Genomic DNA, 13,719 nt, shown 5'->3' with positions numbered 1-13,719 from the left:
AAGGAGCCCCAAATGGAGCTCCTTAGCGCAGGTAATAAAAATTAGAATAATGATTCAAACTGACCGTTGCTATAACGAACAATACTGGTATTTTTAACATACTCAATCGTCGCTACGGTTTTATTGCCAACCTTGATCTCACCTAAGATCTCACCTTTCTTATCGCCTTCACGCAACACCGCTGTCGCTTGCGCATTAGCCAGTTCAACGGTGAGTGTTTGATCCTCTGCAAGCGTGTTGATTTGAGTCTTAAGGTTTAATGTCTGATCGTTATAGACCACAGCACCATTAACATTGAGCAAATCAAATGCAGGCCGAGCAGCTTGTAGACTAACTTTAGCTAGCTGTGGTTTCGCAGGATTGACCTCTGTTTCTAAGCTGGCGGTTACTGAGCCACGTAAGAAATCCGTCGCGGTTTCCTCATCCAGTGACCAGTTTTCACCATCTTTACTGCACTTAGAACTGCCCAAATAGAGCCCATCTTCATGTTGGTTGCTCCAAGTATGATTGTCATCAATCCAAGATGCCGCATCACGCATACAAGATAAATACACCACCTTGTTCGCCGGATTATCCAAATTAATCGCTAGGTTTAATTTAGCCAACTGCTCGAGATAGTTCAGCTCGGTATTAAAAGTTAAGTTTAATTTCTCTGCCGCGATAGTTTGGCTTTCAAATTTGGTATGACTACCCTCATTCGGGCCATCCTTCCAGTTACTTTGATTATGATTCAGTTCCACCCCAGCGACTTTGGCTTTATCTGCACTAAAGGTGATCGTTCCACTTAACTCGATAGTCTTTTTATTTTGATCTTTGGCGGTTAACGTAACGCCTTCAAGCTTAAGCGCCAGTTTATCCGCCGTTAAAGCATACTCTTCTTCATAAGAATAAGCGTACTCTTGAGCCTCATCATCCCAAGGCTTATTATTTTCCAACCTTGCTTCTTGACTCTTAAACTCGATCACCTGTGCCAAACCACTTTCGGCCGTTAATGTTACCTCACCTGAAGTCACACTTAAGCGGGTGATCGTTAGTTCAATTTTTGGCGCATGATCTTGTTCACGCTGCCAACCATCCTCGCTAACCGTTGGCTCACCACCTTCAGGCCAGTTGACGCTAGCAACCACAGCCAGATCTAAAGTATCATCAATTTTCAGAGTATAAACACCATCCGCAGCGCTAATAGCTTCATCATACTCCCCTGCTTCACCTTTCAGCCGGTCATCAACTTGATGAGCAATCGACATCAAGCCGCTTTGTAGCGCTTCAAAGGCTTGTGCCATATCATCTTCAAATAACTCGCTAGGGATCGCCTGTAATGAATCCCCCCACTGAGTTAACCCCAAGCGTAGATCCCCTTCTTCACCAGCAGCGTTATACACAGTACGCACTTGCTTAACTAAGTCTTGCGCTTTGGTAACGTCGTTATTTGGGGTCGGCTTCGGAAGCTCGATTTTATCTGGGACACGATCCTCTTTGTTTAAACTATTACTTACATCACTTAAACTAACGGACGGTTCTACTTTTTTTAATTCCGTTTCTAAAAACGTTACCGCACCACTAGAATTACCTAACGTCCCTGTAATGACGGTTTTATCGTCATCTGTTAATCCAGCACCGTTATTAAATTTATCTGTGATAGCAAAGAATGACTGGATAGCACCTTCATCTTTCTCAAATAAAGCTAATGACAGAGCCGCCACTTCAATAGAGGCGGCGTTATTTTCATCAGCTAACGCGGCGGTTACTGCTGCTGGCTTGGTTAAGTCAACCGCACCAAGCTGTTCAATATTCGCACTCGCAGGAAGCCCCAAGGTTTGAGCAATAACACTACGGTTGCGAGTAATCGCTTCAGGAGACACCTGATCACCAACCATATTACGAGCAGTATACTGGGCAACAACATCGGTTAATTTGGTCATATGAGCGGTAATATTTTCCGCATCAGGAGCAAGAATCGAGATTAATTTGAAATTATTGTCAACCGGGAAAAACTCACCAAATTTCATGTCACCCTGAATACAAGCCTGATAATCACATTTCATTTGCGTCTCTTTTTCAGGATGTTTCTTCAACACAAATAATAATGCTTGGTTTTGCGGTAAGCCGGTAAAGGAATAACCGCCATCCTCTCCTGTGGTAGTGCTAGCCAGTGGTGTATCACATGCCTTATTTTGAACATTCGCTGCAGTGGCAGGGCACACCTCAACTAAACCATCTTTTACTAAGCCTTTATTCACCACGCCTGAAACGCTCGCTTTTGCTTCAGGGGTTACTTTATCTGAGCTACTGCTCCCACCACAGCCAACTAAGGCCAAAGAAGAGAGTATAGCTGTTGCCACTAACGTTTTTTTCATGAGCCGATTCCTGTTTAGCTACATAGTTCAACGATAAACGTAAAAAAGTGATTTTCTACGCAAAATTATTGTAGGAATCATACGGTGATGTTTTTATGATTCATAAAACAAATTTATTGTTATTATATAAAAGTGTGATCTATGCAATATATTGATTGGCAATGTGCATGCTTTTTTCAGATCCATTTAAGTGACAACTCAATCCCCCATTAATAACCACTTTAGGAAAAGCTTAACTGTGTCATTGTACGGACAAAAAGCACGTACAAAAAATCCTCGAACTTGCGCTCGAGGATTGATGACATAGGGCCATACTCATGGCCCTTTTCATTTACTCTTTTCAATAACAGATAAGCTTAGTTTTTCGTCACCGTAATAATAGGCGCACTGTTATCCGCCGCATTGAAGTCGAAATGGTAGCTGCCTGCTTCGGCTATTGTGATGCTGATATTACCACTGGCACCGCCAACTTCCATCGTCAAAGGTGTACCAAGTACCAGCGCACCTTGAGCACCAAAGTTAGTAGCATCAGCCCAGTCGGCACTGGCCACTTTCATCTCATAGCTTCCTACCGCTAGCGTAATATCGAGTGAGTAAATATCATTGGCAACATAACTAAACTTGGCAGCAGAATCTGGCGCTGGCGTCTCCCAACTTGTGATAGTGCCACGTAGGTACAACGCTGTTTCACCAAATGTAGGCGCATCGGCAGCTTTGGTGACAGAGACCACCGGTTTGGCTACGCTTTCATCTTGCTCGTTCACTGCGTTTAAGATGAAATTGTATTTACCTGTTTCAGCAACCGTAAGTTTACAATTTGCTTCTGTACCTAACTCAAGAGAGTCATTAGCTAAATCCGCAGCATCACAACCGATATTGGGATTTGCCCAGCCTGAATCCGCAAATTTGAACTCATGCTCACCGGCTTCAAGAACGCCAGTGACAGAGTACAGACCGTTACCAATAAAGGTCATCGCCCAATCACTGCTATCAGACCATTCGTTCATCGAGCCTTTGACATACACCACAGCATCACCATAGGGAGGTATGCTAGAGACATCTTTATTGTCTTTATTGACTGGCAAACCTACACCTTGCGCGCCGTTTTGTGGCTGAACAAATACCGCCGTAGTGAGCGCAGGAACGATAAAGGTTTCAGCTGAGAAGCTTGCACCTTGCACGATGTTATCCGCAGAGTTTTGTTGAACTGGATGCAGCTCGAAACCTGTTGCGCCAGCAACTTTGAAAGATTGCTCCGTTGATGTTGAGTTCACAACAGCCACAATCGCATCGTAGTTCGAATCCAAATCGGCACCTGCTGATGTACCATCGTCGATGGACATCACAATCAAGCCTTCCACTTGGTCTTGGCCCACGTTGCGGAAATCAACCCGATTCATCACCTCTTGCGCGGTGTCTAAGCGGAACAGTTCACTGGTACTACGAATTTTTAGTAACTCTAGGAATTGTTGCTTCGTCAGCTCGATGTCGGTTGAGTCTGGTTTCGCCGTGCTGTCACCGACGATGGTTTTGATTAGCTCCCAGTTTGCACCGTCTTTATCTTCACGCGGTAAACCAACGTTCCAGTTGTTATCGCGCCCATCAAAGAAGACTCGGTTAAACCAGTCACCCGAATCGTACGAGTCGCGCTGCATGGATTTCGAACGCAATAACTCAGATCCCATATGGATGAACGGAATACCTTGGCCTAGCATCACCGTTGATAACGAGACAGATTGCATGCGTGCACGCTCTGCTGACAAAGTACCGGTCGCGATCTTATAGGCGTTGTTGTCCCATAGCGTTTGGTTATCATGCTTAGAAACATACGAGATATTTTCTGATGGTGCTTTGGTGTAGCCCGCTGGCGCACCATTGTAATCGACGTTTTTACCTAGTTTAGTATCGCCTTTGTAATCCAGAAGAACATAATCGGCTAAGTTACCGGCCATGCCTAGACGAACCAGATCTTGGTTGTGTAAACGACCATTGATCGATTTTGCATCGGTTTTGGTTTCTTCGTTTGCATAAGCGGCATTACCGAAACCTTGGTTAAAGCGAAGTGGGTGCAGCCCCTCAGAATCAACACCGCCATCAAACGGGCTTCCGCCACGCACTGCATCACGCAGACGATCCGAGAAAGTACCAATTTCAGTGCCCGCCATGTTGACTTGTGTTGCCTGCTCAAAACGAGCGTTTTGCGCAACTTCACCGAAGTCCCAACCTTCACCGTAGAATAAGGTATTTGGATCGATCTTACGCACTTTTTGCAACGCATACACCATCACATCTTTCGGCTGGTGGCCCATAAGGTCAAAACGGAAACCATCGACTTTGTAGTCATCCGCCCAAATCAACAGCGAATCAACCATCAGTTTGCCCATCATAAGGTTTTCGGTGGCGGTGTTATCACAACAGGTTGAATTTTCGACACCGCCAGTGTTGACGTTTAGACGGTGGTAATACCCAGGGACAATTTTATCCAGTACTGATTTTTCGTTCACGCCAGAGGCATTGGTGTGGTTGTACACCACATCCATCACTAATTTCAGCCCCATTTTATGGGTTGCTTGCACCATTTCACGGAACTCAAGGATACGCGTAGCGCCGTTAGGATCAGTCGCATAACTGCCTTCTGGCACGGTGTAATGGTATGGATCGTAACCCCAGTTGAAGCTATCTAACATGCGAAGGTCGTTCATTAACGCTTGTGCTTTATCTGTCGCAGGATCGTAGCTGTTGAGTACCTCTTCAATGACTTTTGTCTCAGATTCGGTTTCGCAAACGGAAGCATCAGGTTTAATACCACATAGCTTGCCTACCGTATCGGTAATATCAACACGATTTGCCACATCTTCATCTACCGTAGCAATGTCGAAAGCGGGCAGAATGTGAAGGGTTGTTAAACCTGCATCTTTTAATGCTTGCAGGTGTGAAACCGATTCTCGGTTTGCTTCGGTGAGTGCTAAGTACTTACCGTTGTATGCTTTGGTACCTTGAGTGTCGCTAAAGCTAAAGTCGCGAAGGTGAGACTCGTAAAGGACGTGATCTTCGTCTTTGTTAACCGTTGGTCGTGCGTAGGTGTCCCAACCTTGAGGTTTTAGGCTAGAATCATTTTCAAGATCAACCACTTGAGAATAGCGTGAGTTTTTCGACAAGCTTAATGAATATGGATCTGTGACCAAACGCGTTTCGATGGCACCCGTTGTTGGGTGGTACACCTTCACTTGATAGCGATAGTATTTGTTAACAACGTTGCTTTGCACCTCAGAAGCCCAGATCCCTGTTGCTGGATCCTCTGTCATTGCAACGGTCGCTTCTTCTGCTAAATTTTCATCGTAGATAATCAGATCAACATCTTGCGCGGTGGGTGCCCATAGTTTGAAGGTCGCGGCACCGCCTTGCACAATCGCACCCAGTTTTTGGCTAATTGCGTCACCCGTCTTGGAATCGGCAAACACAGCATCTAATACACCGGCTTTTTGTACTTCCGTCGCTGCGATCACCTCATCATTGGCGTTATATGCCACCATCACGATTTGTGATTTTAAAATGGTACGTAATGTCTCATCATCTACATCAAGGCTTGCCGCTTGTAAACTCGCAAGATGGCGAAAACGCGCCTTCAGTTCAGCAGACAATTCACCCGTTTTAGTCAGCTCAAGTGCGGTACCGCCGGAGATTTGCTTATCTTCATCCATCTTGATGTCGTTGCTGAGGCTGTAAAAAAGCTTAACCGAATCAGCATTAGCGACCGCTTCCCATGCGATAATATCAGCATCTAACCAATGCGCTTTTTGACCATCGATCCCCACTGGTCGCTCTGCAATGGGCGCATAATAAAGTTCGCTGCTGCCATGAAAACCAAACAAGCCCTTTGACTCACCGAGTTGGGTGAGATCAACTTTAGAATTAGCGCTGCCAAACGCTTTCTCATCCCCTTTATGCAAAATAAAGTTCATACATTGATGAGGATCAGAAGCATCAGGATTAACTTTCAACACATAATAAGCACCATAAGTTTCACTGATCCCTGTAAATGGATAAGGTGATCCCCAATCGGTGCCTGTCGTGGCCAGCCCCATGGCAGCAAGATCGGTACTGGTACAACCTTCACCATTCCATAAATGGAGTCCCCAGCCATCATAGTCATTCGCGTTCGCACTGGCTCTTGCAGTAGAAGCAGCATCTCGTTTGTAATAGATGACAACTTCGTTCTCTCCTGCGCGGTATAAATCAACACTTGAGTCCGTGTTGTCATTACTACTATCACTGCCACAACCACTGATCGCCGCAACGGAAATCAAAGGCAGGACGATTTTAGCAATCGTTGATAAATTAAAGTTTTTATTGTCCACGTTTACAAATCCATTGTTATTGAAGTGAGATAATCGATGTGTTGATGTTTCAAAGTACCGTACCTGAAGCGCTGCACACCTGATTAAAGGCAACATGCCGAAAAGGAAATGTTCCGCTCAATGCTAGAGCACCGAAGCATCCACAAAACGTGAGAACCAATGGTTAAGTTTTTTACCAAGAAAAATTTTCTAATATCATTGAGGTTATTCACAAATCAGATAACAAAATGGCTGCAGAGTGAGATAAAGCCCACACCTTGGAAGGGAAAAGTTTGCTAGGAGGAGACGTTGGGGATGAGTTGCAAGGAGGAGATCTCAGCCTCAAAATGGTGAGTCGGATCACTCAAAAGTAACGCGATATTTTTCATTAAAAAGTAAGTCACCATCAAGAGGCTGCCAAACCGCCGATTCAATCAGTTGATCGTTCAACGGATACCATCACGCTGAACAAGCAACCATCTGCCATTCAGCGTGGGAAATATCACGGTACTGTTATTGATGAACTGTTATTGATGATAAAACTCACGATACCAAGCAATAAACTCAGCAACGCCTTCTTTGACCCCGACACGAGGACGATAACCTGTAGCCGTAAATAAATCTTCCGTGTCTGCATAGGTTTGATACACGTCACCAGGTTGCATACCGCGGAAGTTTTTGTTTGCCTCCATACCAAGTTCGTCTTCAATCGCTTTGACAAATTCCATCAGATTAATCGGACTACCGTGACCAATATTATAGATGGCATAAGGAGCAGAGCTGCTTGCGGGTGAACCTTTTTCGACCGTCCAATCCGGATTACGGGTAGGAACCACATCAGCAATCCGTACCACCCCTTGGACAATATCCTCAATATGGGTGAAATCACGCCACATATCACCATGATTATTAATATCGATTGTTTCCCCGGCTAAAATCTTCTTGGTGAAGATAAACGGAGCCATATCCGGCCGCCCCCATGAGCCATAAACCGTAAAAAAGCGTAAGCCAGTGGTGGGAATATCGTATAAATGCGCATAGCTGTGCGCCATCAACTCATTGGATTTTTTCGTCGCGGCATAGAGAGAAACCGGATGATCTACCGAATCGGAAGTCGAAAACGGCACTTTGGCATTTAACCCATAGACTGAACTGGATGAGGCATAAACCAAATGGCCAACCTGTTCTTGCCGACAACCTTCTAAAATATTTAAGTGCCCCACAAGGTTAGAATCGGCATAAGCGTGCGGATTTTCTAACGAATAACGCACCCCAGCTTGCGCCGCCAAATGAATCACTCGGTCAAACTGTTGCTGATGGAAAAGCGCTGCCATTTTTTGGCGATCAGCAATATCTAGCTCAATAAATTGGAATTGAGGATGCACAATACGTGCTAAACGAGCCTGTTTTAATGCGACATCGTAATAATCGTTAAGATTATCGATCCCAATCACTTGATGCCCCTGCGCCGTCAGTTTTTCTGCAACAGCGCTACCAATAAAGCCCGCCGCTCCCGTGACAAGATATTTCATAAAATAGGTACCTTTAATTAAGTCAAACAGGTCGTTACTCGGCCCAGATTCTTGTTTAAAAAAGCTTATCACGAGATGAAAAAGATGTTTATCGCTTTATCGAACCATTTTCTTGGTTTGATGGTGGCAAAAACCTCATCAACACCCAAACAACTTGGAGTTGCAGCTAGGCGGCCAGTGAGTGACAAATTTGTCTGTAACAGATCTGAACAGCCATAGGCTAGCCTTTGGTGAGAGCCACGGATGGCTCTTATCATCCCCATGAGCATAGACAGGCTATGTGATTAAGGTGAACGAACGTAGCCAACACCGCTGCAGCTTTAAGTCAGAAGGGGATAATCTCGAATTGGCTCCTATTCCGATAAATTAAGCGGCGGCTCGGGCACTTCTAAAAAACAAGCAATTACCCTGTATAACTCACGTTCAGCCACGGTCACTCGCCCATTAGACTCAATAATCCATCGGCAAGTTTGTGCAAATCGCGCCCTTTCCTTAACCTTGGCTTGAAGTAATAATTCCAAGGCATCACGGCTTCGAAACCAATTTTTCTGCGCAGGCAGTAAGGGGGCCACCGGCAACCCAAGACGAGATAGCGCCTGTTCAAAAGCGCCCCGAGCCTGTTCTGGTTCGGTATAACAGACCCAAGTAAGCTCGCCCAATAATCCCTGTACGCTTGGTTGAAGCTGGTGCAGTGTTTTGTGAAAACGAGGCCGATTCACCTCTGGAAGTAATTGTTTTTCAAGTAGATTAATGACACACCATTCAGCAAGAGAATAATGATGATCGGTCAGCGATAGCTCGCGTAACACTTCACATAACTGATACCGTTGCGGTTGGCTAAGAGTCTTCAAGGCTGGAACACTTAATTCAAGTAACGGCAAGCGTAAATGAGTCGGAATTGCATAATCCAACCAAGGCAAGAGCTTGTCATGTGATGCCTCTGGAATATGTTGCTTAATGATAGTGCGTTGAACCTCACTACCATCGAAAATAAGCGCAAAAGCCACAAAACGAGCGCTGTATGGCTCTCGTGCCATATTGATCAATAAGAGTGGTAACTGGTTAATCAAAGCCTGACCGATGATGTAAAGCTCACCTGGTATTATTATTTCATCCGCCGTTTCCATAGGAGGCGAACTTGCTCCTGCATCAACCCCACAAATAGACGAATGAGTAAAAACCATTGATGAGCCTGCTTCAGGCAGCGCGCTGTGGCCATCCCAATACGGCTCAATACGGCGAATTCGCTCTTTTAATGGTGGATGAGTGGCAAAAAGCGCCGCCAATCCCGACTTTCTGCTTTGACCAAACATCATATGGCTCACCTCATCACAAGCTTTCGCTTTTAAGGTTGACCCTTGCGTATGCGCCGCAATTTTTTTTAGTGCACTACTAATTCCTTGGTCATTACGAGTAAACTGCACAGCACTTGCATCAGCCAAATATTCACGCTGCCGAGAAATAGCTGCTTTAATTATCGCGCCAAATAAGGTACCGAACCACCCTAAGACAATACAAATCAGACCGAGGACAAACAACGCCGCCACACCTTTGTCTGAGTCGGATGTTCGCCTCGTTTGGCGACGTCGAGCTCGAGATAAATTATCCACGACCAAATGACCAAAATAAGCAATACAAGTGATCCCAAATAATAAACCAACTAGGCGTGTATTTAGGTGCATATCACCATTGAGGATATGGCTAAACTCATGAGCAATCACGCCTTGTAGTTCATCACGATTAAAATGGTCGAGGGCACCTTGAGTGATACCAATCACAGCATCATCGATACTCACTCCAGCGGCAAAGGCATTTATTCCTGGTTCATGCTCTAGTAGATAAACTTGTGGGACGGGTGTTCCTGATGCAATGGCCATTTCCTCAACCACATTGAGCAACTGACGGTGCTGGGGATAAGTGGTATCACTTGCTATTAACTGGCCGCCAAGGCTTTCAGCAATGCTAGATCCCCCTTGTTTTCGTAAATCGTACCACCGTAGCCAAGCACTTAAACCTATCACCACACTGACAACCACAAAACACAATAAAGTTAATCGCACAGCGGTTTGCCAGTCTAATGGTGCATGAGAAACACTCAAGTAAACCAACAAACTACTGAGGCTGAGTAACGTGGTAATGGTTAAAATAGCAAAAGCAAATAGCAGCACCAAGCGTCGAGTTTGTTGACGAGCGATATCTTGATGTTGGAAAAAATTCATTCGAAGCTAACCTTAGGATCTGCTGACCTTTCGTGATTAAATTTTGTTCAAGATAAAAGTGTTTTAATCGCGGAGAGATATTTGTCGCCTAGTAACTCTAAGCAAAACACCGCTCAACAAAGAGTAAGACACTTTTAGCCTACCCCTTCGGGCAGCGTTTGTGGCTCCTTTCTACAGTGTTATCGGCTTCTCAGGTAGAGTCACTACATTTCAAAGCCTCTGCCTTATATAAAAACACCACAAACTGCTGCAAAAATCAGCTCAAAAGGTCAGCAACCCTAGGTGCTTCTTGTATCGCCTCACTATCAGAAAACTCAAGCAACTGAGCATGTTGAAAACCAAACATATTGGCAAGTAACACGGGCGGAAAGGTTTGCTTATAGGTATTATAAACCGTGACCGAGTCATTGAACGCTTGGCGAGCAAAAGCGACTTTATTTTCAGTGCTCGCAAGCTCTTCTTGCAATTGCACCATAGTTTGGCTCGCTTTGAGATCAGGGTAAGCTTCAACAACGACATTCAGCTTGCTCAGTGCATTATTCAGCCCGCCCTCAGCTTGAGCTAGCTGCTCAATAGCAGATTCACTCTCCGGCGCAGCACTGGCGGCTTTTAAACCAGAAATCGCTTGATTACGCGCCTGAATAACCTGCTGCAAAGTTTCTTGTTCGTGTTGCATATAGCCTTTAGCGGTACTGATTAAATTAGGGATCAGGTCATAACGTCGCTTTAATTGAACTTCAATTTGGGCAAAGCTATTGGTAAAACGATTACGTAGCGTGACTAACCGGTTATAAATTGAAATTACATACACGATAATAAGCAATAAAAAACCAATCACGATGATCAAAGTAGCCATAGTAAAATCCTAGTCAGTAAAATCGCTAAAATAATATCCAACGATCGACGATTATTTGGCAGAAATACACCAGTTTCTAACCTAATATGTTTTGAGGTAAAAACATAACTTTATCTGCTTTTTAATGACATCACTTTGATGTTACTGCCATTTTATGTCATGCATATTTAATATAATTAAGTTTTTAGGTACTAGTTTTAGCGTTTGCCCTGCTTTTACTAGCACATACACTTCTCTAGAACCTTGGTTTAAGACCACCCCGTCAGGCTTCGCCTGCCACCCCTCCGAAGGAGGGGAATTTTAAAAAAACGTGCTCGCCTTTACTCCTCCTCGCTCGGAAATTTAAACCTGCGATGAAAGCCAACACAACATGCTCATTCCCCTCCTCCGAAGAGCGGATGGTTGCTGAAGCTAATGGTTAATTATTAATTGTTAATTGTTAATAATTAATGGTTAACGATACTAACGCATTCGCTTTTATTCCCCTCCCCCGGAGGGGTGCCCGTAGGGCGGGGTGGTTGCTGACTTAAAAATTCTCAGGTTGTATTGAATTAGAAGCACTTGATAATAACTGCGGATGATTTTCCAAAAATGCAATGACTTCTGCCAAATTTTGCAATACATCACTCGCTAAAATACGAATTACTGTCACCCCTAAGTTGTTCAGATAGTTATCTCGCTCGATGTCTTTTTCTGGCTGGATATTGTGAGAATAACCATCAACCTCAATCACAACCGATTTTTCTGCACAATAAAAATCGACAATGTAGTTACCAATAACTTTCTGACGGTCAAAATCCAATCCATTAAGCTGCCGCGATTTAAGCTGTTGCCATAATAAAACCTCATGCAAAATACCCGCCTTTCGTAGTAATTTTGCTTGTTTTCGCAACTGAGGGTTATAAGGTAAGGACTTATAAATTTGGGTTTTTCTCATCGTCTCTTTCCACTTCAAAGTGAATATTATCAATGCTAACGAAATTGTTATTCTTATATAGTAAATAAGCAAACAATAGCACATTGATTAAAGATGAATTTTTCACTAGAGAAAAATTTCGAGCCAATAGAAAAAATCAGTGGAATGGAATGGTGGCGAGCATAAACAAAAAAGCGAAGGCAACCACCCCGTCAGGCTTCGCCTGCCACCCCTCCGGAGGAGGGGAATTTTAAAAAACGTGCTCGCGTTTACTCCTCCTCGCTCGGAAATTTAAACCTGCGGTGAAAGCCAACGCAACATGCTCATCCCCCTCCTCAGAAGAGCGGATGGTTGCTGAAGCTAATGGTTAATTATTAATGGTTAATTATTAATGGTTAATTATTAATTGTTAATTGTTAATAATTAATGGTTAACGATACTAACGCATTCGCTTTTATTCCCCTCCCCCGGAGGGGTGCCCGTAGGGCGGGGTGGTTGCTGAGGTTAATGGAATGCGATTAAGTTTTTAGGTACTGGTTTTAGCGTTTGCCCTGCTTTTACTAGCACATACACTTCCCTAGAACCTAGGATCTTGGTTTAAGACCACCCCGTCAGGCTTCGCCTGCCACCCCTCCGGAAGAGGGGAATTTTAAAAAACCGAGTGTGCTCTTATTCCCCTCCTTCGGAGGGGTGCCCGAAGGGCGGGGTGGTTGATGCTCTTAATTAGCGCTTCAAGTAATGTTTATAAGAATAAGTATTGGGCTTACTGACAATTTCCGTATATTCAAATAACCGCCCATCAGTTAATTTTCCCACTGAAGTTAACTTGAGTAAGGGAGTCTCTGTTGTTACCCCTAAACATTTAGCAATATGCTCATCAGGTAAAATGGCGGCAAAATCTTGAATAGCACCATCGATTTTCAACCTTAGTACTTGCTCTAAATAATGATATTTAGACCCTTTTAAATGATTCAAACTCAGATCGGGAAATAAGCTGGCAGGCATGTAAGAGTCTTCATAAATTGATAAGACACCATTAATAAACATAAAGCGTCGAATAAAATAGACCTTCTCACCATCACTGATCGCAAGAGCTTGAGCAACATGCTCAGGAGGTGTCATCAGCGCGAATTGCTCAACGTCGTAACTCAATTCGGCTCCAGATTCAGCTAGGTATTCTCGGTTACTGCGTAAACTAGACATTGAACCCGTCATACTTTGACCGATCACCGTCGTTCCTGCACCTTGCCTTTTTTCCACCATACCCATTTTTACCAGTACATCGATCGCCTTACGTACAGTAATTCGACTGACGGCATATTCATCCATTAATTTACTTTCTGTTGGTAGGTTATCGCCGATCTGAAACTCTCCCGAATCAATGCGTCCTTTGAGTGCCAACATGACTTTTTTATACAACATAATTAACCTCTCTCACGATAAAAAACATCATACAACAATAAGTAACAAATCAAATACCTATTTATTGACTGAGTTCACTT

Annotated in this window: 7 protein-coding genes; all 7 read right to left on the bottom strand. The window is 44.1% G+C overall.

What is annotated here, in order from left to right:
- Positions 1-41: 41 nt before the first annotated feature.
- Entirely contained in the window at positions 42-2,357 is a 2,316-nt protein-coding gene (locus FKN05_RS12255; protein ID WP_170887656.1) for a hypothetical protein, read from the bottom strand.
- A gap of 356 nt (positions 2,358-2,713) precedes the next feature.
- A complete protein-coding gene (pulA, locus tag FKN05_RS12250; RefSeq protein WP_170887655.1) occupies positions 2,714-6,715 on the bottom strand; it encodes a pullulanase-type alpha-1,6-glucosidase in 4,002 nt (1,333 codons plus the stop codon).
- Positions 6,716-7,221: 506 nt separating this feature from the next.
- Entirely contained in the window at positions 7,222-8,226 is a 1,005-nt protein-coding gene (locus FKN05_RS12245; protein ID WP_099610775.1) for an NAD-dependent epimerase, read from the bottom strand.
- Between the two features lie 353 nt (positions 8,227-8,579).
- On the bottom strand, positions 8,580-10,445 hold the full coding sequence (locus FKN05_RS12240) for a M48 family metallopeptidase (protein WP_170887654.1): 1,866 nt from the start codon (positions 10,443-10,445) through the stop codon (positions 8,580-8,582).
- Positions 10,446-10,701: 256 nt separating this feature from the next.
- Complete coding sequence (locus FKN05_RS12235) at positions 10,702-11,301, bottom strand: LemA family protein (protein ID WP_170887653.1); 600 nt, start codon at positions 11,299-11,301, stop codon at positions 10,702-10,704.
- Between the two features lie 526 nt (positions 11,302-11,827).
- Positions 11,828-12,238, bottom strand: coding sequence for an endonuclease domain-containing protein (locus tag FKN05_RS12230; RefSeq protein ID WP_212752284.1), 411 nt, complete (start codon positions 12,236-12,238; stop codon positions 11,828-11,830).
- A gap of 702 nt (positions 12,239-12,940) precedes the next feature.
- The gene (locus tag FKN05_RS12225) at positions 12,941-13,639 is read right to left on the bottom strand and encodes a GntR family transcriptional regulator (protein WP_170887652.1); all 699 of its coding nucleotides are present in this window, start codon (positions 13,637-13,639) and stop codon (positions 12,941-12,943) included.
- Positions 13,640-13,719 lie beyond the last annotated feature (80 nt).

This window comes from Vibrio sp. 1-1(7), from assembly GCF_013048485.1.
Taxonomy (GTDB): Bacteria; Pseudomonadota; Gammaproteobacteria; order Enterobacterales; family Vibrionaceae; genus Vibrio; species Vibrio fujianensis.
The sequence above is the reverse complement of the archived record's forward strand: the minus strand, read 5'-3'. Positions and strand labels throughout refer to the sequence as shown.

Coding starts and splice junctions, on each gene's coding strand:
- FKN05_RS12255 (WP_170887656.1), bottom strand. CDS start 2,357: ATGAAAAAAACGTTAGTGGCAACAGCTATACTCTCTTCTTTGGCCTTA.
- FKN05_RS12230 (WP_212752284.1), bottom strand. CDS start 12,238: ATGAGAAAAACCCAAATTTATAAGTCCTTACCTTATAACCCTCAGTTG.
- FKN05_RS12240 (WP_170887654.1), bottom strand. CDS start 10,445: ATGAATTTTTTCCAACATCAAGATATCGCTCGTCAACAAACTCGACGC.
- FKN05_RS12225 (WP_170887652.1), bottom strand. CDS start 13,639: ATGTTGTATAAAAAAGTCATGTTGGCACTCAAAGGACGCATTGATTCG.
- FKN05_RS12235 (WP_170887653.1), bottom strand. CDS start 11,301: ATGGCTACTTTGATCATCGTGATTGGTTTTTTATTGCTTATTATCGTG.
- FKN05_RS12245 (WP_099610775.1), bottom strand. CDS start 8,226: ATGAAATATCTTGTCACGGGAGCGGCGGGCTTTATTGGTAGCGCTGTT.